The sequence below is a fragment of the Aerococcus viridans genome, assembly GCF_002083135.2.
In the GTDB taxonomy this organism is placed as follows: domain Bacteria; phylum Bacillota; class Bacilli; order Lactobacillales; family Aerococcaceae; genus Aerococcus; species Aerococcus viridans_C.
The window spans coordinates 1,022,362-1,046,148 of the sequence record NZ_NBTM02000001.1; the positions used below are offsets into that span (position 1 = coordinate 1,022,362).

Annotated in this window: 17 protein-coding genes and 1 other annotated feature; of the genes, 14 read left to right on the plus strand and 3 right to left on the minus strand. The window is 39.9% G+C overall.

The features are described 5' to 3' along the window. Positions 1-23: 23 nt before the first annotated feature. The gene (locus A6J77_RS04995; RefSeq protein ID WP_083068715.1) at positions 24-1,982 is read right to left on the minus strand and encodes an ABC-F family ATP-binding cassette domain-containing protein; all 1,959 of its coding nucleotides are present in this window, start codon (positions 1,980-1,982) and stop codon (positions 24-26) included. Positions 1,983-2,179: 197 nt separating this feature from the next. Here A6J77_RS04995 and A6J77_RS05000 point away from each other — a divergent pair, with 197 nt between their 5' ends. Beyond that, entirely contained in the window at positions 2,180-2,803 is a 624-nt protein-coding gene (locus A6J77_RS05000) for a redox-sensing transcriptional repressor Rex (protein ID WP_083068717.1), read from the plus strand. A 147-nt stretch (positions 2,804-2,950) separates the two neighbouring features. On the opposite strand, the gene A6J77_RS05005 is transcribed toward A6J77_RS05000, so the two are convergent. Beyond that, positions 2,951-3,148 (minus strand): hypothetical protein, encoded by a 198-nt coding sequence (locus tag A6J77_RS05005; RefSeq protein WP_083068719.1) that lies wholly within the window; start codon positions 3,146-3,148, stop codon positions 2,951-2,953. 262 nt (positions 3,149-3,410) lie between these two features. On the opposite strand from A6J77_RS05005, the gene A6J77_RS05010 reads away from it, so the two are divergent. From A6J77_RS05010 to nadE, 12 genes are all read left to right on the plus strand, one after another. Further along, positions 3,411-3,680 carry a co-chaperone GroES gene (locus A6J77_RS05010; protein WP_003143273.1) on the plus strand — a complete coding sequence of 90 codons (270 nt, stop codon included), beginning with the start codon at positions 3,411-3,413 and terminating at the stop codon, positions 3,678-3,680. 60 nt (positions 3,681-3,740) lie between these two features. After that, positions 3,741-5,363, plus strand: coding sequence for a chaperonin GroEL (gene groL / locus A6J77_RS05015; RefSeq protein ID WP_083068721.1), 1,623 nt, complete (start codon positions 3,741-3,743; stop codon positions 5,361-5,363). Positions 5,364-5,703: 340 nt separating this feature from the next. Next, positions 5,704-7,224, plus strand: a complete 1,521-nt coding sequence (locus A6J77_RS05020) for an amidase (RefSeq protein WP_083068722.1) — start codon at positions 5,704-5,706, stop codon at positions 7,222-7,224. A 183-nt stretch (positions 7,225-7,407) separates the two neighbouring features. Beyond that, a complete protein-coding gene (gene argH, locus A6J77_RS05025) occupies positions 7,408-8,784 on the plus strand; it encodes an argininosuccinate lyase (protein ID WP_083068724.1) in 1,377 nt (458 codons plus the stop codon). Between the two features lie 131 nt (positions 8,785-8,915). After that, positions 8,916-9,142, plus strand: a binding site (T-box leader). A gap of 191 nt (positions 9,143-9,333) precedes the next feature. Next, positions 9,334-10,887 (plus strand): ABC transporter substrate-binding protein/permease, encoded by a 1,554-nt coding sequence (locus A6J77_RS05030; RefSeq protein ID WP_227645125.1) that lies wholly within the window; start codon positions 9,334-9,336, stop codon positions 10,885-10,887. Between the two features lie 60 nt (positions 10,888-10,947). Then, a complete protein-coding gene (locus tag A6J77_RS05035; protein WP_083068729.1) occupies positions 10,948-12,237 on the plus strand; it encodes an argininosuccinate synthase in 1,290 nt (429 codons plus the stop codon). A gap of 520 nt (positions 12,238-12,757) precedes the next feature. Further along, the gene (locus tag A6J77_RS05040; protein WP_016897993.1) at positions 12,758-13,306 is read left to right on the plus strand and encodes an NADPH-dependent FMN reductase; all 549 of its coding nucleotides are present in this window, start codon (positions 12,758-12,760) and stop codon (positions 13,304-13,306) included. Positions 13,307-13,798: 492 nt separating this feature from the next. Beyond that, positions 13,799-15,319, plus strand: coding sequence for an ABC transporter substrate-binding protein/permease (locus A6J77_RS05045; RefSeq protein WP_083068730.1), 1,521 nt, complete (start codon positions 13,799-13,801; stop codon positions 15,317-15,319). Between the two features lie 453 nt (positions 15,320-15,772). Further along, a complete protein-coding gene (locus A6J77_RS05050) occupies positions 15,773-17,317 on the plus strand; it encodes a cell division site-positioning protein MapZ family protein (protein WP_083068732.1) in 1,545 nt (514 codons plus the stop codon). Positions 17,318-17,487: 170 nt separating this feature from the next. Then, on the plus strand, positions 17,488-18,882 hold the full coding sequence (locus tag A6J77_RS05055) for a sugar transferase (protein ID WP_193756639.1): 1,395 nt from the start codon (positions 17,488-17,490) through the stop codon (positions 18,880-18,882). 490 nt (positions 18,883-19,372) lie between these two features. Continuing rightward, positions 19,373-20,866: a nicotinate phosphoribosyltransferase gene (locus A6J77_RS05060; RefSeq protein ID WP_083068735.1), complete on the plus strand. Its 1,494-nt coding sequence runs from the start codon at positions 19,373-19,375 to the stop codon at positions 20,864-20,866. Between the two features lie 34 nt (positions 20,867-20,900). Continuing rightward, a complete protein-coding gene (gene nadE / locus A6J77_RS05065) occupies positions 20,901-21,731 on the plus strand; it encodes an ammonia-dependent NAD(+) synthetase (RefSeq protein WP_083068737.1) in 831 nt (276 codons plus the stop codon). 404 nt (positions 21,732-22,135) lie between these two features. On the opposite strand, the gene A6J77_RS05070 is transcribed toward nadE, so the two are convergent. Continuing rightward, entirely contained in the window at positions 22,136-22,846 is a 711-nt protein-coding gene (locus A6J77_RS05070; protein WP_083068739.1) for a DsbA family protein, read from the minus strand. 149 nt (positions 22,847-22,995) lie between these two features. On the opposite strand from A6J77_RS05070, the gene A6J77_RS05075 reads away from it, so the two are divergent. Beyond that, positions 22,996-23,727, plus strand: a complete 732-nt coding sequence (locus A6J77_RS05075) for an NAD-dependent protein deacylase (protein ID WP_083068741.1) — start codon at positions 22,996-22,998, stop codon at positions 23,725-23,727. Positions 23,728-23,787: the final 60 nt, after the last annotated feature.

Here is a 23,787-nt window from a genome sequence, read left to right on the forward strand (position 1 = left end):
GTGGCTTGCCTTATTTGGCGTTACTATAGGTTTTCTAGTTTAGTAGCAGCTTCTTCCCAAGCAGTCATGACTTGGTCTAGCGCTTCTTCTTTTTCTTGAAGAGTTTGGTTTAGTTGATTCAATTTCTCGAAGTCATCTAAGATTTCGGGCTTGGTCATATCCAGTTGAATACCTTCGATGGTTGCCTCCAATTCGGCCATGACCTCTTCGTGCTGGGCAATTTCTCGTTGCAATTTACGCTCTTCTCTTTGCTTGTCTTTAGACATTTGGAAGGCTTGTTTGGTATCAGAAGCAGGTTCAATAACTGCTTTTTCAACTTTTTCTTGGTTATTTTCAGCTTCTAATAGGGCTAAACGTTCCTCTTCAGAGGCTTTTTTGGCTACGTAATAATCGTAGTCGCCTAGATAAAGGGTCGAACCTTCAGGGTTGATTTCTAAAACGGAAGTGGCAATTCGATTGATAAAGTACCGATCATGGCTGACAAATAACAAGGTGCCGTCGTACTCGATTAAGGCATTTTCCAAGACTTCTTTAGAATCGATGTCCAAATGGTTGGTCGGCTCATCGAGAATCAAGAAATTGTCATGTTCGAGCGCTAGTTTAGCCAATTCAAGACGGGCTTTTTCACCACCAGAAAGGGTAGCAACGGACTTGGTCACATCGTTTCCGGTAAATAAGAAAGATCCAAGAATTGTCCGAATATCCCGTTCCATCATCGTAGGATGTTCATCCCACAATTCATGTAGGACGTCCTTTTTCGAATTTAGATTTCCTAATTCTTGGTCATAGTATCCAATTTGTAGGTGGGCACCATAATCGATCGTGCCGCGTATGGCAGGGATTTGTTTGATGATTGTTTTTAATAAAGTCGATTTTCCCACACCATTTGGCCCAACGATTGCAATGGCTTCTTGTTTCCGCAATTGGAAAGAAATGGGTTCAGCTAAAATGTTGTCCGGACTATAACCAACCGCTAATTTATTAGCTTGTAAGACGTCATTCCCTGAAGATTCAGCTACTGAAAACTGGATCCGAGCTGATTTCTCGTCATTTAAGGGCTTTTCAATCTTGGTCATTTTCTCTAACTGCTTACGGCGGGACTGTGCCATTTTTGTAGTTGAGGCGCGCACAATATTACGGGCTACATAGTCCTCTAATTTGGCAATCTCTTCTTGCTGCTTTTCGTAAGCTTTCATTTGCAGGGTGAGACGTTGTGCTCGTTCTTTCAGGTAGAATGAATAATTCCCTTTATAATAATGGATACCTTGGTGCGCCATTTCATAAGTCTCATTGGTAACGGCATCCAAGAAATACCGGTCATGAGATACAATTAATAGGGCGCCAGGATATTTTGGTAGATAGTTCTCTAACCAAGTTAACGTCTCAATATCCAAATGGTTAGTCGGCTCATCGAGAATCAATAAATCTTTCTTTTCTAGTAGGATTTTCGCTAAAGCTAGACGAGTCCGTTGGCCACCAGAAAGAGTTGAAATCTTACGGTCGTAGTCTTCATCGAAGAATTTGAAACCATGTAAGACCGTACGGATTTCTGATTCGTAACCATAAGCGTTAAAACGAATCAAGTCCTCTTGAAGCTTGTCATACCGGTTTAAGGCAGCTTCATAGGCTTCAGCATCCTGCATCAGCTCCTCATCCGCCAAGGCTAGGGCCGCTGTTTCGGATTCTTTCAATAATTTAATAACGGGTTCAAAAACAGAGACCATTTCTTCGTAAATAGTTCGGTCACCAGAAACCGCAGTGTGTTGGTCCATATAAGCAATGGTTGTCCCTTTAGTCAAGGACACTTGCCCATCATCAGGGGCTTCAATATTGGCCAACATTTTTAAAAGGGTCGACTTGCCGGCACCATTACGGCCAACCAGGGCAATTCGACTGTTGTGTTGGATAGTCATTTGTACGTTTTCAAAAATTACTTCAACGCCATAGCGTCTTGCTAAATTTGAACCTTGTAATATGATCATAGTGGGCATGATCCTTTCGTTTGATAGTCTTAATCATTTTACCACAAAAAGATTTGGGCATTTGTTAGAAACATTTTATATAACATTGCATTTTTTAACATAGTCTAAAATTTAGTAAGCAATAACTCTTGTGTTAATTTCACAAACTTGGTATACTGTCTAAGAAATCATTTTCCAAATTAGAAAGAGGACTGAACATGCGTAAAATACCCAAAGCTACAGCCAAAAGATTGCCACTCTACCACCGTTACCTACGTGTATTTAAAAATATGGGGAAAACACGTGTTTCTTCAACAGAATTAAGTGAAGCAGTAAAAGTTGAAAGTGCAACGATCAGACGTGACTTTTCATACTTTGGTGCCTTAGGAAAACGAGGGTATGGCTATGATATTGATGCTTTATTAGACTTCTTTGGTAAGACACTAAGCCAAGATCGTTTAACAACAGTTGCATTAGTTGGTGTAGGTAATCTCGGTAATGCCTTATTGAATTATAACTTCAAAAAATCAAACAATGTACGAATCGGTGCTGCTTTCGATATCAATCAGGATATCATTGGTACGGTCCACAATGGTGTACCTGTTTATGATATGAAGGATTTAACGCAACAATTAAAATTAATGGATATAGAAGTGGTCATTCTCTCAGTACCTGAAGCAGTTGCTCAAGATATGATACCGTCGTTAGAACAAGCAGGTATCAAAGGCATCTTGAACTTTACGCCCGTGAGATTAAATGTACCGGATAGTATTCGGGTGCAAGATGTAGACTTCACGAACGAACTACAAACCTTAATCTACTTCATCTCAACAAATTCATAGTATATTTGCTACCTATATGCTAGCAAGCAAATAAGCCGAGATCTTTAGTCTCGGCCTTTTTTACCTATAATTGCAGGGAAAGTTTGTTAAGTTTCACATATCAAACCTTAAATTGTTTGCAATTTTTACTAAATCGCAACAAAAAAATTATGATTTGGATTTAAATTGGCGTAGTATGTTTAGCGTCTTTAGCAAGTCAACAATTTCATAAGCAGCAACAGCTAGCGCTAAGTATACAGTCCAATTCCATCCAGAGCCTTCTACACTACCGATGGCAAAGGTAACGGCTAGAAAAATAAATACTAATTTAAATAGTAATAAAAGTATTACTGGTCCTTTTAACATAAAAAACTGACATTCCTCTCTTATATAACACATTCTTCGACTACTAAAAATAACTTAAATTCCGCATAAAATCAAGGTTTTCGACTTATAAAGAAAAATAGGTCAAAAAAAGTCAATCTTTCTCTTGCAATTCATATTTGATTGTTTTAATATAAGAAATGTAGAGGTTAGCAGTCAATCAAAGAGAGTGCTAATCTCTAAAAAAACCAAGTAATTTAGCTTGGATTTGACAGATATTTTATCTAAATGGAGGGACATGTAAATGATTAAACCATTAAACGGACGCGCAGTTGTGAGAGTTGAAGAGGCTAAAGAGCAAACAGTTTCAGGCATCGTATTACCGTCAGCTGCCAAAGAGAAACAACAAGTAGGTGTTGTTGAAGCAGTTGCTGAGAATACAGAAGATTTCACATCACAATTGAAAGAAGGCGACCGCGTTCTATTTGAAAAATATGCAGGTTCAACATTTGAATATGATGGTCAAGAATTATTAATTATTAAAGAAAGCGACATTATCGCAATTGTAGATTAGTCAATTTATCAATATTTACAGATTAATAACAGTATGAATTTTTATGAGGTGAATGAATAAATGGCAAAAGATATTAAATTTTCAGAAGATGCACGTCAATCTATGGTTCGTGGGATTGATATACTAGCTGATACGGTGAAAGTAACCTTAGGACCAAAAGGTCGTAATGTTGTTTTAGACCAAAGTTATGGTTCACCGCTAATCACTAACGATGGTGTAACTATCGCCAAAGAAATTGAATTAGAAGATAAATTTGAAGATATGGGTGCAAAACTAGTTGCTGAAGTAGCTTCAAAAACAAATGATATTGCCGGTGACGGTACAACAACTGCAACTGTTTTAACACAAGCAATTGTAACTGAAGGTATGAAAAACGTTACTGCTGGTGCTAATCCAGTGGGTGTTCGTCGCGGGATTGACAAAGCAATTCGCGTAGCTTCAGATCGTTTATCTGAAATTTCAGTTCCTGTAGATTCTAAAGGCGCAATCGCTAACGTTGCATCAATTTCATCAGGTGACAGCGAAGTTGGTGACTTAATTGCAGAAGCAATGGAAAAAGTTGGCCAAGATGGCGTCATCACTATTGAAGAATCTCAATCAATTGATACCTCTCTAGATGTTGTTGAAGGTATGCAATTTGACCGTGGTTACCTATCTCAATATATGGTAACTGACAATGACAAGATGGAAGCTGTTTTAGAAAATCCTTATATTTTATTAACAGATAAAAAGATTTCTAATATCCAAGACATCTTGCCAGTTCTAGAACAAGTTGTTCAAGAAGGTCGTGCATTATTATTAGTAGCTGACGATATTGATGGTGAAGCATTACCAACACTAGTTTTAAATAAAATCCGTGGTACTTTCAACGTTGTTGGGGTAAAAGCACCAGCCTTTGGTGACCGTCGTAAAGCTATGTTAGAAGACCTATCTATCTTAACAGGTGGTCAAGTTATTACTGAAGATTTAGGACTTGAATTAAAAGATACGACAATTGACCAATTAGGTTCTGCTAACCGCGTTGTAATCACAAAAGATGAAACAACTATTGTTGAGGGTGCAGGCGATAAAGAGCAATTAGCACAACGTGTTGCCCAAATCCGTAGCCAAATTGAAGAAACAACTTCTGAATATGACCGTGAGAAATTATTAGAACGCTTAGCTAAATTAGCCGGTGGTGTTGCAGTTGTTAAAGTTGGTGCAGCTACTGAGTCAGAATTAAAAGAACGTAAATTACGTATCGAGGATGCTTTAAATGCCACACGTGCGGCTGTTGATCAAGGTATCGTAGCTGGTGGTGGTACTGCCTTCGTCAATGCTAAAAAAGCAGTTGCTGAATTAGCTGAAACATTAGTTGGTGATGAACAAACTGGTGCACAAATCGTCTTACGTGCTTTAGAAGCACCAGTACGTCAAATCGCTGAGAATGCTGGTTTAGAAGGATCTGTTATTGTTGAAAAATTAAAAGAACAAGCAGACGGCATTGGTTTTAATGCAGCAACTTCTGAATGGGTAAACATGATTGAAGAAGGAATTGTTGACCCAACAAAAGTTTCTCGCTCAGCATTGCAAAACGCGGGTTCAGTAGCTGGATTAATCCTATCTACTGAAGCAGCTGTTGCAAGCCAACCGCAACCTGAACCACAAATGCCAGCAATGGATCCAAGTGCAGGTATGTATTAAAAAACAGGGTAAGAGAGCCGATGCCAAGAGAGGAACGATGGAAGATTAGGGCAGTGGCTGACAAAGTCAGCAACAACCTTATCTGAAATGCAGCCCTCTCTGGAGGCTCGAACCTGACTAGGGTGAGAGATATTGATCTGCCGATTATTGGCTAATTAAATCGAATACCCTATAAATATAGCAAACTATGGGGCCGTGACAGTGATGTCGCGGCTCTTTTTTTATGCATTTTTCTGTAGTTAAGGGTTCAACCTATCTTTCAGTTAGGGCTTTTGATTATAATGAAGCTATGGATTTATTGAACTGAAAAAATACTGAATGGTTGAAGGGGCGTTTGATGATGTTATTTACAGAAGATGCGAGCTACTATGCTGAACAGATTAAAGAGGGCAAGTTGTCAGTTAAGGAGGTTGTGACTGCTGCTTTAGAGAATATGACGGCTTTGAACCCGACTTTAAATGCGGTTGTTTGGCGTCAAGACGCAGATGCCTTGGCCAAAGCGGATGAGTATGACGCACTTTTAGCTAAGATGAGCCCGCAAGAAAAAGCGGATTTACCCCCATTTTTCGGGGTGCCAACTTTAATTAAAGATCTTGGCCAGTCACAAGCTGGTCAGTTGGCTGCGAGTGGGTCGATATTACTCAAAGATAATATGGCGACGGTAACGGACAATTTTGTTCAAGCTGTTGAAAAGGCTGGTTTTATCGCGGTCGGTCGGTCTAACGTGCCTGAATTTGGTTTTAAAGGGATTAGTGATTCTAAAGCTTTTGGCGCGGTTAATTCGCCGATTGATACCAACCGTAATCCAGGTGGTTCAAGTGGTGGTGCAGCTGCGGCCTTAAAATCGGGAATGGTGCCCTTAACCTATGCTTCTGATGGAGGCGGGTCGATTCGAATGCCGGCGTCTTATTCAGGACTGATTGGTTTGAAACCGAGTCGTGGGCGTATGCCAGTTGGCCCTGGTCAATACCGGAGCTGGCAAGGGGCGGCGGTACCTTTTGCCTTAACAAAATCGGTCCGTGATACTTGGACATTGTTGAAGGCCTTGCAGGTAACCCAATACGAGGCGCCTTTTCCAATGCCAACAATCGAAGAAGACCAGTTGGTGGATTTAGACCGGCCCTTACGTATTGGTTATCTGACTGATTTGAATGACCAATTAACCATCAGTGAAGTGGGGCAGGCTGTCTTAGACCAGGTAATCGATCAGTTGAAAGCTCTAGGTCATGATGTCTTTCAAGTTGCGGATCCAGTGGACCGGATTCAGGTCATGAAGTCTTACTTTAAAATGAACAGCGTTGAAACTACGGTGATGATGGAGGGGATTGCTCAAGCACTTGGCCGTGAATTAACGGATGCAGATATGGAACCCTTGACTTGGGCGATTTACCGGTCTGGTTACAAAATTTCGGCGGTGGAATTAAGCCAAATGATCGGCGACTGGGATCAATGGGCTGCCATTTATGAAGCAGCGTTCAAGCATTATGACCTCTTATTGACACCAACAACGAATGGCCCAGCGCCTAAACATGGGATTTTTGAAGCCGATGAAAAAATTCTTGCAGCGGAAAAAAGTATCGACCAGCTAAGCCAAGACGATCAGCAACAACTGATTTGGGACCATTTTGGCCAATCAATCCTTTATTCGCCATATGTGTCGATTGTCAACTTAATCGGCCAACCAGCGATTTCCCTGCCGATGTTTAAAAATAAAGAAGGACTGCCAATTGGGGCGCATTTTATTGCCAACAAAGGAAACGAATACCTGCTGTTGCAATTGGCTAAGCAAATTGAAGCAGCTGACTTGTTGGATACAGATATTGTCAATTTAGAGGAAAATCTACCACAATTTAGAAAATAATGATCACCATCAACAAGGGCTTGCCCACAAGGGTCAGGCCTATTTTGCGCGCCAAGAAAAGGTCCAGCATTTGTTTTCCAAAAATAAAAACACTTGTTATTTTCTCATTATTTGTTAATATTCTCATTAACGAAGACAAGAAACGGGCAGGAGATTGCCCAGAAATCAAAGGAGCGTATCGCTATGGCCATCTGGTCTAATAAATTTCACGAGGAAATGTCACAAGATGCTTATCAATTTAACCAATCTATCCAAGTAGATTACCGCTTGTTGGACGCTGACCTCCGTGGGTCAAAAGCCCATGCGGCCATGTTAGGTCACCAAGGGATTCTTAGTTTAGAGGAGTCGGACAGCTTGGTAAAAGAGCTTGAGCAAATGCGTCAAGATTATGCGGATGGGACTTTAGTCGTTGATTTTACAACGGAAGATGTTCATTCTTTCATCGAGGCTGAGTTGACCGACCGTCTTGGCACAATTGGGAAGAAGGTTCATACTGGCCGGTCTCGTAATGACCAGGTAGCGACAGCTATGCGGATTTATGTGCTAGATGAATTGCAAGATTTTATCGAGAAAACCCAAGTAGCGATTGAGGCTATTTTGACAAAAGCAGAGGGACACTTGGACACGATTATGCCGGGCTACACCCACTTACAACGGGCACAACCAATCACTTATGCCCACTATTTATTGGCCTATGCGCAGATGTTCAGCCGTGACTTATCGCGGTTTGCGGACCTTTCTGACCGGGTAGCGAACGATATGCCACTTGGTGCGGGGGCCTTAGCAACGTCTACTTACCCAATTGACCCTTTCTATACAACTGAACAGGTGGCAGGTTTCACAGCACCGTATGTTAACTCAATCGATGCGGTATCCAACAACGATTATGCCATCGAATTCCTGTCAGATTTAGCCATGATGTCCATGCACATGTCCCGTTACGCGGAAGAAACGATTATGTGGTCCAGCCAAGAATTCCGTTTCATCAGCCTGAAAGATTCCTTCTCAACTGGTTCATCGATCATGCCACAGAAGAAGAATGCCGATATCCATGAATTAATGCGTGGAAAAACGGGCCGGGTTTACGGGAATCTGATGAGTGTCTTAACCATTATGAAAGGCCTGCCGCTTGCTTACAATAAAGATCTGCAAGAAATTAAGGAGCAGCTTTTTGACGGGATTGACCATGTGAAAGCGATGTTATCTCTATTACCGGGCATGTTAGAAGCGACAATCGTCAATAAAGAAGTTATGTATGCAGCTTGTGGAACTGGTTTTTTAAACGCGACAGACTGTGCAGACTACCTGACCAACAAGGGGATGGCCTTTAGAGATGCCTACCAAGTATCTGGAGATTTAGTGGGTTACTGTACGGAAAACCGCAAGAGCTTGGAAGAATTAACCTTGGATGAATACCAAAAATACTCAGAATTATTTGATGCCGATATTTATGACGCCATCGATTTGAAGAATTGTGTTTACCGCCGGAATGTTGCTGGGGGGCCAGCGCCAGAAGCGGTGACTGCAGCAATCCTAAGGGTTCGAGCTAATATTTACTAGGTTGAAAGTTTTGTAAAAAGAATTTTACTTTTCCGGTTGACTTTCTATAAATTACCGACTAGAATGATTAAAAGAAAATGATAAAAAATTAAAAATAAATGATAGATGTCATTTTTTTATGAGAATTGAATATTAAATCATAGAGGCAAAGAGTAACAAGAGTACTGTCTTAAGCGAGTAGACGATTGGTGGAAGGTCTATGTCAGGAGAATTGTGAACCGCATTGCTGAGATAATTGAGTGAAGTAAGCTAATTAGATCATAAAAGTAGCTCAATTCGTTAGGCGCGTTAAGTCATCAAGCGTTGATGTATTTTTGTCAACAGTAGAGTGGTACCGTGGATATTAACCGCCTCTTCATTTGAAGGGGCGGATTTTTTTATTTTCCGGGCCGACAAATGAAAGCCTGTTTTAAGGATTGGATGAAAGTCTAGTTTTGACAAGGGGAAACTCATAGACAAAAATCGCGACAGTAGAGTGGTACCGTGGATATTCGTCCGCCTCTTCTTTTTAGGAGAGGTGGGCTTTTTTTATAGGAAAAATCTAGGAGGATGAAGAAGATGTTTAGTCAGCTGAAGAAGAAAAATCAAGTGGGATGGCAGTTGAAGGGTTTTAATTTGATGGTTATTTTGGCCATCTTGATCAGTCTTGTTGTACCAGCCAAAAGTGTTTCGGCATCGTCTTGGACGGGTCCTGAAGCAGCGGCTGAGGTTGAGGGTGAAGATACATTACTGGCGGAGATTCAAGAACGTGGTGTGCTTAGAATGGGGACTGCTTCTGGTTACTCACCTTATGAGTTTACCGTTTTAAGAGATGGTCAAAATGAAGTCGTTGGGATTGATGTTTTCCTAGGGGAATATATCGCAGACCAGTTAGGGGTTGAACTGGAAGTTGTTGATATGGAGTTTGGGTCATTGATCGCTTCGCTTGAAACGGGGGGGATCGACTTGATCATCGCTGGTATGGGGGCGACTGAAGAGCGTGACCAATCCATTGACTTCTCAAATGCCTATGAATTATCTGGTCAATCCATCGTTATTCGTGAAGGCGAAGAAGATGAAATTGTAGATTATACCTCATTTGAAAATGGCGAGCATACTATTGCGGTATCTGAAGCGACATTACAAGAGGGTTATGTGAGAGACTTCTTTGAAAATCCAGACTTGTTGATTATGCGTAAATCAGGGGATGCCATTGCGGCCTTAACTTCTGGTCAAGCAGATGGGGTATTACTAGATGATGCGGTTGCCGGCGCCAATGCAGCTGAAAATGAAGGGTTAACCGTTATTGACTCTAACTTAGACGGCATGGTTGAAGACCAAGGTAAATCAATTGGTGTCCCGGAAAACCAACCATCCTTACAAACAGCTATCAACGATATTTTAGAAGATGTGAATAACCAAGGCTTAATCGATACCTGGACAGAAGCATCATTTGATATTATCGCTGGTGAAAACGCGGGCACAGGTTGGACCACCTACTGGCCATATTTTTGGAACGGAATTAAAACAACCTTGATTATTGCAGGGGTATCCATCTTCTTCGGTATGATCTTGGGGATTTTCTTAGCCCTTATGCGTTTGACTAATAACCCAATCTTAAAATTGTTGGCGACAGCTTATATCGAGTTTGTGCGTGGTACACCATTAATGATCCAAGTCTTGTTCATGTTCCTTGGTGTAGGGTCTATCTTTGGCTGGTCCACAATGACTGCTGGGTTAGTGTCTGTATCCATGAACTCGGGTGCTTATATCGCGGAGATTATCCGTGGGGGTATTCAATCCGTTGATAAGGGGCAAGCTGAGGCTGCGCGTTCACTAGGGCTTGGTTACTGGCAAACCATGCGGAAGGTCATTTTCCCACAATCATTAAGATCGATTTGGCCGTCATTGGGGAATGAATTTATCACCTTGATCAAGGAATCGTCTATTGTATCGACCATTGGGGTGGCAGAATTAACCTTCCAAACACGTGCTGTAACAAGTATTACGTACCAAGCAGTGGTCCCATTATTTATTTCAATGATCATCTACTTCATCATGACTTATGCCTTGTCGCAAGTCTTGAATGTATATGAAAGAAAGATGAACCAAAAATACGCTTAACGATTTTAATTAGAAAATATAGACAGAAATTTTTAGACAGAAATTTAGGAGGCATTCATTATGGCAAAAACAAATAAAGAAATTAAAAAGGTTTTACTAGCATACTCAGGTGGTTTAGATACTTCAGTGATTATTCCTTGGTTAAAGGAAAACTATAACGACTGTGAAGTTATCGGGATGACTGGTAACGTTGGTCAAGAAGAAGACTTTGAATTCTTGAAAGAAAAAGCGGTAGCCTGCGGGGCAACGAAATTATATGTAGAAGACTTGCGTGAGGAATTCATTACGGATTATATTTTCCCAGCGATCCAAGCAGGGGCTAAATACGAGTCGACTTATTTATTAGGGACTGCCTACGCGCGTCCATTAATCGCTAAACGTATGGTTGAAATTGCGCATTTAGAAGGCTGTGACGCTATTGTTCACGGTTGTACTGGGAAAGGAAACGACCAAGTGCGTTTCGAGTTAGGAATCCGTGAATTCGATCCAACAATGACGATCATTGCTCCTTGGCGTGAATGGGATATCTTATCTCGTGAGCAAGCCTTTGACTACGCTGAAGCGCATAACGTGCCACTACCAATTACACGCGAAACCAACTACTCTAAAGACGAAAACATATTCCACTTGTCACATGAAGGGTTAGACTTAGAAGACCCAACCAACAAACCAAACTACGAAGACATCTTGGAATTAGGGGTATCACCACAATCTGCACCTGACCAAGAAGTTGAAGTTACGGTGACCTTTGAATCAGGTATACCGATTGCTGTAAACGGAGAAAAATTAGCACCAATCGCTTTACTAGAAAAATTAAATGAAATTGGTGGTGCCAATGGTATCGGTATCTTAGATGTCGTTGAAAACCGTCTAGTAGGGATGAAATCGCGTGGGGTCTATGAAACACCAGGTGGCACTATTCTTTACCACGCTCACGAAAAATTAGAGCAAATCGCTTTAGACCGTGACACACAACACTACAAACAAAGCGTAGCCTTGAAATACGCAGACCTAGTCTACAACGGTTTATGGTTTAGCCCATTACGTAAAGCATTACAAGTTTTTGTAGACGAAACACAAAAAACTGTGACCGGTTCAGTGACAATGGTTCTATATAAAGGGAACATTATCGACGCTGGTATGACAAGTCCTTACTCACTATATTCAGACGAATTAGCAACCTTTGGTGAAGATGACATCTACAACCAAAACGATGCAGAAGGCTTCATCAAACTATTTGGTCTACCACAATCAGCACGTAAAATGGCTGAACAAATCTGGGCCAAAGGTGAAACGACAGAACCAGGTGCCTTTTCGGATGTCGCAAGAAATAATGAGTGGTTAAGATAACTAAGTGCGAGATAAGTCTGACTTGGCGAGCCGGATATCAGCTAAGTAAGAGACGGTTGGCAGCTTGAAATGTATATATTCTTCCGAGTTAAGGGGCTGTACTGTTGGTGCAGTCCTTTATCCTTTATGTAGCCCAATATAGCCCAAAAATGAGCATCCTGAGGAAGGGGATATTGAGCAGGATTTTGCTGTAGGATCTGTGTTTACAATCTGGCCATTTTTTGAGGATCAATCTCGTGTATTTTTGCGCGAAATGAGTGACTAATCAAATACAATAAAGGTTGTAAAATACAAAGAATGTACTCATCGAGCAAATAGTCTATTTTTCAACACTTATATTTTGTAAGTAAAAACCATGATATAGTGGGTATCTCCATAGCACAAGGTTAACAACCCCTTCATTTTACAATAAAGAAACTTGTTATACGAAGCACTAACTTTTGATATTTCGAATTCGAGGTGTTATGATATATTTTGTAAGATAAAAAAATTAAGAACATTTGAAAAGGAGATTTTTAATATGACAAAATATGGTGTAGTAGTAGGTTCTATACGTCAAAACTCTTTATCTGAAGGTGTAGCGAAAGCAATCGTTGCAGGTTTACCTGAAGGTTCAGAAGTTAACTTCCTAGAAATCGCAAACTTACCTTTATATAACCAAGACTTAGACGCTAACTCTCCTGCAGAATACGAAGAGTTCCGTGCACAAGTTGCAGCTCAAGATGCCATCATCTTTGTAACACCTGAACACAACCGTAACATCCCAGCTGCATTGAAAAATGCTTTAGACGTAGCTTCTCGTCCTTGGGGTCAAAACGTATGGGCTGGTAAACCCGCTTTAGTAGCATCTCAATCTATCTCTGGTATTGCTGGTACTTTAGCTCATCACTCATTACGTCAATCATTAGTATTCTTAGACTTACAAACTATGGCTCAACCAGAACTTTACATCAACTCTGCTGAAATTTCTGACATGGAGACTGGTGAAGTAACTAACGAAGACTCTAAACAATTCTTAGCAAGCGCTGGTGCGCAATTCGCTGAATACGCAGCTAAATTTATTGGCTAATTCATTTAAATAGATAAGTGAAAGGGAATTTGGCATATATGTCAGATTCTCTTTTTTTTATGTTCCTTTATGCTAATTTTTTCCCCTAAGAGTGATTGACAAATACATGGTCATGTCAATATAATGTAGTGGACGTGGTATAACCACATACTATTTTAATAAATATTCGTAGATACAAAGAGTAAATTATCGACTGGTGTAGCGAGAGGCGTTGGTGTGAGGCCTTACAGAATAGATAATTGAACCGCATTGTTGAGAAAAATGACTGAACCTTAGATAGTAGGTCATTTCGCTAATGACGTTACCATTCCAAGTAAGGGGAGGTGAAGGCCACCCCTAAAATTAGAGTGGTACCGTGGATCTCCGCCTCTGTTATAGAGGTGGGGATTTTTTTTATTGCCTAAAATAGTAAAAGTTGAAGTTAGCTAATTAAATAGTTGATAAGAAGCAATTGTTGATATAAAAGAAAAATGCTTTAGAGGAGGCAGAATCATGAAATATATGAAACAAATCATTTTGGTTTGTATGACACTTGTCCTAGCCATGGTTGGGTTGAGTCAGAGTCCCGTTTTGGCAACTGAAGATGGTCAATCAGCGGCATCTACCATTGATGCCAGTGAAGCAACAGCACCGGGAGAGGATACTTTATACCAAGACATTCAAGACCGAGGGGTATTACGGGTTGGGACTAACTCTACGTATGCACCTTTTGAATTCTCTATTTTAAAAGATGGGAAAAATCAGGTTGTTGGACTAGACATCTTCTTAGCACAGAAAATTGCGGACGACTTAGGGGTTAAACTTGAAGTTGTCGATATGGAGTTTTCGAATTTATTAACATCATTGGATACGGGTCAAATTGATATTGTATTAGCGGGAATGACTTCCACTGAAGAGCGAGCTAAATCAGTAGATTTTTCTGATATCTACCAAGTTTCTGGTCAATCATTTGTTATTCAAGAAAGTAAAGTGAGTGAAATTACAGATGATAGCTACTTTTCAAAAGGTGGAAAAATCTCTATTGGAGAAGGGACCACACAACAGTTATTAGTTGGAGAATATTATCCTAATTCAGAAGTACAAGTCATGCGTACGACAACTGATTCAATTTCAGCTTTAGATTCAGGTTTAGTTGACGGGGTATTATTAGATGAGGACGTAGCCGGAGCGTATGCGGCAGAAAATCCTAATTTAACAGTTATCGAAGCGAATTTACCAATCCAAGATCCTGGTAAGGCAGTAGCAATGCCAAAAGACCAACCTACATTACAAGCAGCAGTTAACGAATCCATTGCAGATGCTCAAGAACAAGGTTTAATTGACCAATGGTTGGAGGAATCTTACCAAATTATTGAAGACAATCGTCAATCAACTTGGGCAGCTTATGCGCCTTATTTCGTGAATGGTTTGAAAACAACCTTAGTCATTTCAGCGACAGCGATTTTCTTTGGTTTAATTATTGGTGCAGCGCTAGCGTTAATGCGTTTATCGGAAAATAGATTAGTTGATTTGATAGCTCAAGCTTACATCGAAGTAGTTCGTGGGACACCACTAATGATTCAAGTATTATTTGTTTACCTCGGTTTTGCTGGTATGTTTGGTTGGTCAACCATGACATCAGGTTTGGTTGCGGTATCTCTAAACTCAGGTGCTTATATTGCAGAAATTATCCGTGGAGGGATCAACTCGGTTGATAAGGGGCAAGCTGAAGCCGCACGTTCACTTGGTTTAGGCTACTGGACGACGATGCGGAAGGTTATCTTCCCACAATCATTAAGATCGATTTGGCCGTCTCTTGGGAATGAATTTGTATCCTTAATCAAAGAATCATCAATCGTATCTACAATCGGGGTAGCGGAATTAACATTCCAAACCCGTAATGTATCAACGATTACCTTTAACGGTATCATCCCACTAATCATCTCAATGGCTATCTACTTTATGCTAACCTTTACACTAACGAAGTTATTAAATGTGTATGAACGCAAGATGAATGAGAAATATGCTCAATAATTATACGAACTGGCGTCGCAACACTTAGTAGCGACGCTTTTTTATTTCTGATTTGTATTATTTCAGCTTTATGGCAATCTCAGTTATCATTAAGTTATATATAAAGCTTCTAACCGGCAATGGTAATACACGGTGAAATGTAGAGAAATAGTTGAACTTAATATACTTATTTACGTCGACTCTCACACCCTTTAGTCGAGCTCGTGCCTCCAAAAAGCACTGCGCTTCAGATTAAGTTGTAGCTGACTTGGTCATCTACTGCCTTAATTTTCCAACAGTTCCTTTCTGAGCGTCGACACTCACACCCTATGTTTACGCTGTTACAAATTGATTACACGAGTATGACTAATATAAAAATTATATGATAAAGTGCAACAGATGGCTTTTTTTGTGCAATTGCATGATAATCTTAAGGCTAAGAAACTGAGGAAAAGAAAAAAGGAGGGAGAAAAAGTGCGCAAGCGTTTTTTTAAAGATAATCGACAAATTGCCTATGTTCTATCGGGTGTAGTGATATGCTTGACAGCCTTTTTCATCATTCGTGCGTTTATAAATACGAATCGCACGTCTGCAGAAGAAAAAACTGAAGCAGTGGCATCAGCAGTAAATGCACTTTATTTTGATAACTCCTATACCTTTCTAAAAGCAGACATTCAACAAGACGAGATTTCTTCCTTAACTAAAGAAGTAAACAGTTTAAGAGACAGTGCTGATAAAGATATCATCGTTGACCGAATTCATTCTGTACAGCAACGGTTTGATTTACAAAGTCAGTTAAATGATTTATTTGATAAAGAGCATTGTGGTGATGGCGAAGCGGTAATTAATGGGGCGACGATTAAAGAGTATGTCCTTGTAGATGAGGAAGTTACCATTGATGAGCTTGATTTACTTCGTGATAACCATTCGAGTCAACTGAATCATGAAGATGATGGGTTCTATAACACAGCTACAACATTGATTGATGAAGCTGAAAATCAGGTCAACATAATCGAAGGGTATAAAAATGATTTACTAGCAATTGAAGAAGATAGTTCACTAACTTACGATAAATTAGAGGATAAGCTCACAACTATCACTAAACGCGTAAATAAAATTGAAAATCCCTGTTTACAAGATAAATTGTTAGAGATGATTGCAGCGAGTGATGAAGAAGCTACACAAACTATCTTTAACCGCTTGATAGAAGAAGCGGAAGCAGCCAGCAAATCTGATGAAGAGCTGGCTCAAATTCGTAAGGAAGGTCAAGTAGCCATTAAAGCCTCAAAAAGTCGCATAGCTGATTTACAAGCTAAACGTGAAGAAATTATGGCTTCTAATGACGCATCCGCTACCTTAACATTACGTCGAACCTCAGAGCGTCCTTCTTTTGCTGTGAATACTAATGTAACTTCTGGTGTATTAGCATCCAAACAATCTGAACAAAGTACTTCACGGACATCGAGCCGTGGCAATGGATCAAGTTCATCAAGTCGTGTTAGTGTATCTAGCTCATCGAGGGTCGTTGCCTCAAGTTCAGATACTAACTCTTCTATCTCATCAAGTGATGTTGAATCAACTCCTTCTGGTGATTCGTCAACTGATGATAGTTCAAGTGAAGAAATCCCTTCTTCAGCAAGTTCATCATCGAGTGATACATCAAGTGCATCTAGTTCAAGTTCTAGCGTTGCAAGCGCAAGCGATTCAAGTAGCGCGTCAACTAGTAGTTCAAGTGATAGTGCATCAACATCCACTTCAAGCGATTCTTCATCATCGAGTGCATCCGAATCATCAAGTGATGACTCAGATATTGAAGATGGTGCCACAAGTGACTCCAGTCAGATGAATGAATCATCATCTTCCTCAAGCGATGGTTCGGTTATAGAGGACAGTGCCACATCATCTAGTTCACAACAACAATCAGCGGTTGAATCAGATACAACAGAACGACCTCGGTCATCTGTTGCAAGTGATTCAGTTACTGAATCTAGTCCAATTCCATATGGATCACCAGAGTAATCAAAATGGTTTCAAGCAGTTAGGGTAAAAGCTAGCTGCTTTTTTTATTTTCTACTATAATTTAAAGGTTTTTTAACTAGAATAGGCTTATAATCCAGTCGGGTTATGGTAGAATATTAGGGATTATAGGTGCTTACTTATAGTATATATATAATGAAATGGGTGAAAAAATGCAAAAAAACGGAGAATGGACGAACTGGTACCGCGTGGTTATCGCGGCAACAGAAGCGTTAATCTTGTTCCTTTCTTATCTTGTTTCATTCTTTTTGCGGTATGGTCGATATGTACCTTTGAAAAACTATGAAGCTTTCCAAGGGGCAATTGGTTGGATATTAATTATCTTTGTATTTATCAATATATTATTTGGGGTTTACATCCTTTATGATAAAACCAAAGGCGACCTCTTCTTCATTACCATCATCAGTCAAGGGATATTAGCAGTTGTTGCTATGGTTTTAAGTTTTGCTGGTAGATGGCTAGCCTTTCCGCGTTCAGTCGTCTTGATTGATTTTGCGGTTAGTGTAATCATGCTTTATGTTTTTAGAGCCTTAGTCTTCGATATTTATCGACGCTATGCATCGACAAAACGGGTAATGATTGTTGGATCTGAAGAAGCTGTTTTTCCAGCAATATATAATTTCAAAAATTCAAAAAGTACTCGTCATATTGTGACACACGTGGTGTTAGAAGATTACTACCGCAATGTGAAGAGTCGTTTAGATGAGTATGATATTGTATACCTTGCATCGCAGATTGATGAGAGTGAAAAATTAAAAATTTATGACTTGCTAATGCGAGCGAATAAAAAACTATTCTTGAATTCTAAATTTGAAAACCTGGTAATGGTAAATCCAAATATTATGAATTTTGAAGATGAATCCATTATTGAAACCTCAGACTTCGCAATTCCAGCAGACCAGGCGTTGCTCAAACGAGGATTAGATATTCTGATAGCTTTAATTGGTTTAATATTAGCATCACCAATTATGTTGATTACGGCAATTATTATTAAATTAACTTCTAAAGGTCCAGTATTCTACCGCCAAGTACGTATTACTAAAGGTGGCGAGGAGTTTGATATCTTGAAATTCCGTTCAATGACAACGGATGCTGAAGTGAAATCAGGTCCAATGATTGCAACGAAAAATGACGCACGTGTCACAACAGTTGGTAAATATATTCGTGCCTTGCGTATCGATGAATTGCCACAGTTATTGAATGTGCTACACGGAGATATGTCCATGATTGGACCACGTCCTGAGCGACCATTCTTCGTGAACCAATTCCAAGAAGAAAATCCGCATTACTACCTACGTCATAACGTACAAGCAGGTATCACGGGTTACGCGCAAGTCTATGGTAAATATGCTACAGACTTTAACTCAAAATTGAACTTTGATTTAATTTACATTAAACAATATTCAATGTTCCTAGACTTCAAGATTCTATTACAAACCATAAAAATTCTCTTCGACAAAGTGTCTTCATCAGGCATTGACGAAGACGAAAAACCAACAGTAACAAGAGAAGAAGCAGAAGAAATGAACATCGACGTCATAGGATGAGAGTGAGACCGTTAAGCTCAATAACTCTGGAAGATTAGTGCCGTGACACACAAGGTGTGTCGCAAACTAATCTGAAGAGGACTTGAGCTGGTCGAACGAACTCGACTTAATAGGATAGGGTGTGAGAGTCGACGTCAAGAAAGGAACGTTGGAAGATTAAGGCAGTAGATGGCGAAGTCATCTACAACATAATCTGAAACGCAGTCCTTTCTGGAGACTCGAACCCGACTAAATAGGATGTGACACCTGGCTGCTCTGACGAACCCAACTAAACAGGATGTGAGACCTTTGGTAGCAATATTGGTCTACTCTTCATTCAAATTGTTATAAACGAAAAGTCAATTAAGCGTTAGCGACAGTCACATATACTGGTAGCTAACGCTTTTTTGCTTACTAAATCAAGGATATAAACGTCTAGAGGTGACAACTAGCTGAGGAATAGTGTTATAATAAGGAAAGTCAAATCGCAATTCTTGGAGGGAATAAGAATATGAAGACAACGACCAACGATAGCCTTGCGCTTCACACAGATTTATATGAAATCAATATGATGAAGACTTATTGGGACGCTGGAAAAGCTGACCAACAAGCGGTTTTTGAAGTGTACTTCCGTAAAAATCCGTTTGAAAGTGGCTATGCCATTTTCGCAGGCCTAGAACGTGTCATTCAGTATGTACAAAACTTGAAATTTACCGACGACGATATCGCCTACTTACGGGAAACACAAGGCTATCCCGAAGATTTCTTAGACTATTTGAAAAACTACCACTTCGATGCAACAATTCGTTCCATGGAAGAAGGGGAAATTGCCTTTTCAAATGAACCGTTGATGCAAATTAAAGGGTCATTAGCTGATTGTACTTTAATCGAAACGGCAGTATTAAATATTATCAACTATCAAACTTTAATTGCGACAAAAGCATCACGTATCCGGAATGTTGCTGGTGATGACGCATTAGCTGAATTCGGTTCAAGACGTGCCCAAGAAATGGATGCGGCTATTTGGGGAGCTCGCGCGGCTTATATTGGTGGATTCGACTCTACCTCTAATGTACGCGCAGGTAAATTATTCAATATTCCAATTTCAGGAACCCATGCGCATGCTATGGTACAAGCTTATCAAAGTGATTATGAAGCGTTTAAAGCTTATGCAAATGCCCATGAAAAATGTACATTCTTGGTCGATACTTATGATACCCTTCGTTCAGGAGTGCCAAATGCGATTAAAGTGGCTAATGAGATGGAAGATAAATCTCGTTTTGTCGGCGTTCGTATCGACTCTGGCGATATCTCCTACTTATCATCAAGTATCCGCAAGATGTTGGATGAAGCAGGTTACCCGGATGCTATTATTTCTGCGTCAAACGATTTAGATGAAAAAACGATCTTAAACTTGAAGATGCAAGGTGCTAAAATTGATGCTTGGGGTGTAGGTACTCAGCTGATTACAGCCTTCGACCAACCAGCCTTAGGGGCCGTTTACAAACTATGTGCCATTGAAGATGAAAATGGCGATATGGTCCCAACCATGAAAATTTCGTCATCTCCAGAGAAAATTACTACACCAGGTGAGAAACAAATTTGGCGTATTACCCGCAAGAAAGATGGTAAATCTGAAGGGGACTATATTACAACCATGAATGAAAATCCTAATGACGCTGAGTCTATCTTCATGTTCCATCCAACTTATACTTACATTAACAAGACAGTTCGCCGTTTCAATGCACGGCCATTATTAAAAACCATCATCGACAAGGGTGAATTGGTTTACGATGTGCCATCACTTGAAACCGTTCGTGATTTTTCACGCGAGCACTTGGAAGCCCTATGGTCAGAATACCGCCGTATGTTGAATCCAGAACCATACCCAGTTGATTTATCGCAAGAATTATATGATTTAAAGATGAATTCAATCGCTGAAATTCGTGAACGTATCAATGAAGAGTTTAAAGAATCCGAGTTAAACGGTGACAACGAAGACTAAGTTGATGAATAAAGCAATAAAAGGGGAGAATACCATGCGTTCATTACAAGAAGAAATTATAAATGCCTTAAAAGTAGCACCTAGTATTAATCCAGAAGCAGAAATCAGACGTACCATCGATTTCATCAAGGCATACTTTCACAAGTATCCATTTCTAAAAAGCTTAGTATTAGGCATTTCTGGTGGGCAAGATTCAACCCTAGCCGGCACACTATGCCAAATGGCCATAACTGAAATACGCGAAGAAACTGGTGACGACAAGTATCAATTCATCGCAGTCCGTCTTCCTTATGGCAACCAAGCCGATGAAGCTGATGCTATGGACGCTATAGACTTCATGGCAGCTGATCAAACTGTACGCGTTAACATCAAGCCAGCTGTTGATGCTACCGTTGAAGAATTGGAAAAGGGTGGCCTTACCATTTCTGACTTCAATAAAGGAAATATCAAAGCACGCCAACGAATGTTGGTACAATATGCGATCGCAGGTGAAAATGCAGGTGTCGTGGTAGGAACAGACCATGCTGCTGAATCAGTGACAGGCTTCTATACCAAGTTTGGTGATGGCGCAGCAGATATCCTACCTATTTGGCGGTTAAATAAACGTCAAGGACGTGCTATCCTTGAATATTTAGATGCCCCAGAACATTTATACGTTAAGGTGCCAACGGCTGACTTAGAAGAAGACCGTCCCGGCTTAGCCGATGAAGTAGCCCTAGGTGTTACTTACCAAGACATAGACGACTACTTAGAAGGCAAAGAAGTATCCGAAGAAGCAGCCGAAAAAATCGAAAACTGGTACCTAAAAACCCAACACAAACGCGAATTACCAATCACCATTTATGATGAATGGTGGAAGAAATAGGGTGTGAGTGAGACCGTTAAGCTCAATAACGATGGAAGACTATAGCCGTATCACACGAGTGTGATGCAATATAGTCTGAAGCGGGCTTGAGCTGGTCGACTGAACCCGACTAAATAGGATGCGAAGTACGAGCTCAACTTTATAGGATGCGAGAGCCGAGTCAAAAGACTAAAAGGCATTAACTTATATATAGAAAATAGCCTCTGTGATTTTACTGTTCACAAAGGCTATTTTTCTATTATTTTTCACGGGTGAAATTGTTAGATTCATTTTATACTTTTCTAAGAATTACCGCTGTTATGGTGAAATGTTTAAAAATACCTATCTAGGACTCATATTTTTTTGCTAAAACTTTCCCTAAGCATATTCTGCTAATCTCATACTGCATCTCATTGAAAGAAAGTTTAGTCACAAATCCATTGGCCATCTACGAAATTACAAGCCATCCCAGTACCACCAAGTGTTTGTAGTTTTGGTATGAGTGGTCGACCTTCTTCTTCAGCAATTTGTTTTAGCTGGTTTTCAATGTCTTCAGTTGCTTGTGCACCTGAAATTATATATTTTTGGTTGATCACTAAAGCCGGCGCTCCTTGGATGTCATAAGCTTGACTGACTGCGAAATCTTGTAAAACAGCTTCTTCTGTTTCAGCTTTTTTATATTGTGCTACCCATTGGTCAATATCAATGTCAGTAGTCGCTATAGCAGTCTTTAAAATTTCAAATTCTTCAATATTTTTATTTTCAACGAATAGTGCGTTTTGGATAGCGTCAAAAGCATCCCAGTAAGCATCTTGCCCGCCTAAAATACCAGCGGCTTTTGCTGCTTTTAAACCATTTTTTGAAGTTGGAGAGTTGAAGTCCGTTTCACGCATTCCCTCTATATTAAAGCGGTGGTCATCATCATTTTGATTAGCTTGTTCCCAGCGCGTTAACAATTCAGGTTTAACGGCTTCACGTGAGCCAAACATTTGGATATAGTGATCTGGCTCCCAACCTAAAGCGAAAGATCGGTGGACCACGTCGATGTTATTATATTTACCAGTGATTTTCCTCATGCGTTTGGACATGGGGAAACAAAATGAGCAAACCACATCATGGAAAAATTCAATTTGCATAGTGCACTCCTTCTTATAATGTCAGTCTTTATATTAGATAAAACCAAATTTATAAGCAATTAGATTGCTCAAGGCTTTAATGGTTTGATATTTCGCATGAAAAATTTGGTCATGTTAAAATAGGTAAAGAATTATAAAGGAGGACTAGCATGGACGATAAAATCCAACAATTTGAACAACAAATTAAGGATAGCAAATGTATTGTCTTTTTTACAGGAGCGGGAATGTCTACAGCCTCTGGTATTCCTGATTTCCGGTCAGCGAATGGCCTTTTCATGGAAAACTTAGGAGGGACTTATAGCCCAGAAGAAGTCGTTTCTCATCATTTCTTTACACAATACCCCAAGGAATACTTTGCCTACCACTTTGATAAATTAGTCTATCCAGAAGCCAAGCCTAATATAGGGCATGAATTTATCGCTAGCTTAGAAGGGACTGGTAAAGATGTTTCTGTGGTTACGCAAAATATAGACGGTCTGCACCAAAAAGCTGGCTCATCAGCGGTTTATGAATTACACGGCAGCACCTTAGATAATTACTGTGTATCGTGTGGCCATCATTATAAATTAGAAGAACTTCAATTAGACCAGGATGGTATTCCGCGCTGTCCAATTGATCAAGGCATTGTTAGACCTAATATTGTCTTATACCAAGAACAATTAGACCAAGATGTAGTGAACGGGGCAGTGGATAAAATCCGCCAAGCAGATTTATTAGTTATCTTGGGAACAAGCCTAGTCGTTTATCCAGCGGCAGGATTCTTAAATTACTTCCGAGGACAATATCTAACCGTAGTAAACAAATCACCACTTCAAATTCCGTATCACGATGCCTTAGTATTTGAAGACACTATTGAAAAAGTATTTAGCCAACTGAGTTAAATCAGTATGTTAAAGAAAAAACGCCTTACACAAAATTGTAGAGCATTTTCTTTTTGGGAA

Excerpts from the sequence above, each read along its gene's own strand:
- A6J77_RS05000 (WP_083068717.1), top strand. The coding sequence starts at position 2,180 with ATGCGTAAAATACCCAAAGCTACAGCCAAAAGATTGCCACTCTACCAC.
- groL (WP_083068721.1), top strand. The coding sequence starts at position 3,741 with ATGGCAAAAGATATTAAATTTTCAGAAGATGCACGTCAATCTATGGTT.
- A6J77_RS05010 (WP_003143273.1), top strand. The coding sequence starts at position 3,411 with ATGATTAAACCATTAAACGGACGCGCAGTTGTGAGAGTTGAAGAGGCT.
- A6J77_RS04995 (WP_083068715.1), bottom strand. The coding sequence starts at position 1,982 with ATGATCATATTACAAGGTTCAAATTTAGCAAGACGCTATGGCGTTGAA.
- A6J77_RS05075 (WP_083068741.1), top strand. The coding sequence starts at position 22,996 with ATGGACGATAAAATCCAACAATTTGAACAACAAATTAAGGATAGCAAA.
- A6J77_RS05005 (WP_083068719.1), bottom strand. The coding sequence starts at position 3,148 with ATGTTAAAAGGACCAGTAATACTTTTATTACTATTTAAATTAGTATTT.
- nadE (WP_083068737.1), top strand. The coding sequence starts at position 20,901 with ATGCGTTCATTACAAGAAGAAATTATAAATGCCTTAAAAGTAGCACCT.
- A6J77_RS05040 (WP_016897993.1), top strand. The coding sequence starts at position 12,758 with ATGACAAAATATGGTGTAGTAGTAGGTTCTATACGTCAAAACTCTTTA.
- A6J77_RS05020 (WP_083068722.1), top strand. The coding sequence starts at position 5,704 with ATGTTATTTACAGAAGATGCGAGCTACTATGCTGAACAGATTAAAGAG.
- A6J77_RS05060 (WP_083068735.1), top strand. The coding sequence starts at position 19,373 with ATGAAGACAACGACCAACGATAGCCTTGCGCTTCACACAGATTTATAT.
- A6J77_RS05055 (WP_193756639.1), top strand. The coding sequence starts at position 17,488 with ATGCAAAAAAACGGAGAATGGACGAACTGGTACCGCGTGGTTATCGCG.
- A6J77_RS05070 (WP_083068739.1), bottom strand. The coding sequence starts at position 22,846 with ATGCAAATTGAATTTTTCCATGATGTGGTTTGCTCATTTTGTTTCCCC.
- A6J77_RS05035 (WP_083068729.1), top strand. The coding sequence starts at position 10,948 with ATGGCAAAAACAAATAAAGAAATTAAAAAGGTTTTACTAGCATACTCA.
- A6J77_RS05045 (WP_083068730.1), top strand. The coding sequence starts at position 13,799 with ATGAAATATATGAAACAAATCATTTTGGTTTGTATGACACTTGTCCTA.
- argH (WP_083068724.1), top strand. The coding sequence starts at position 7,408 with ATGGCCATCTGGTCTAATAAATTTCACGAGGAAATGTCACAAGATGCT.
- A6J77_RS05030 (WP_227645125.1), top strand. The coding sequence starts at position 9,334 with ATGAAGAAGATGTTTAGTCAGCTGAAGAAGAAAAATCAAGTGGGATGG.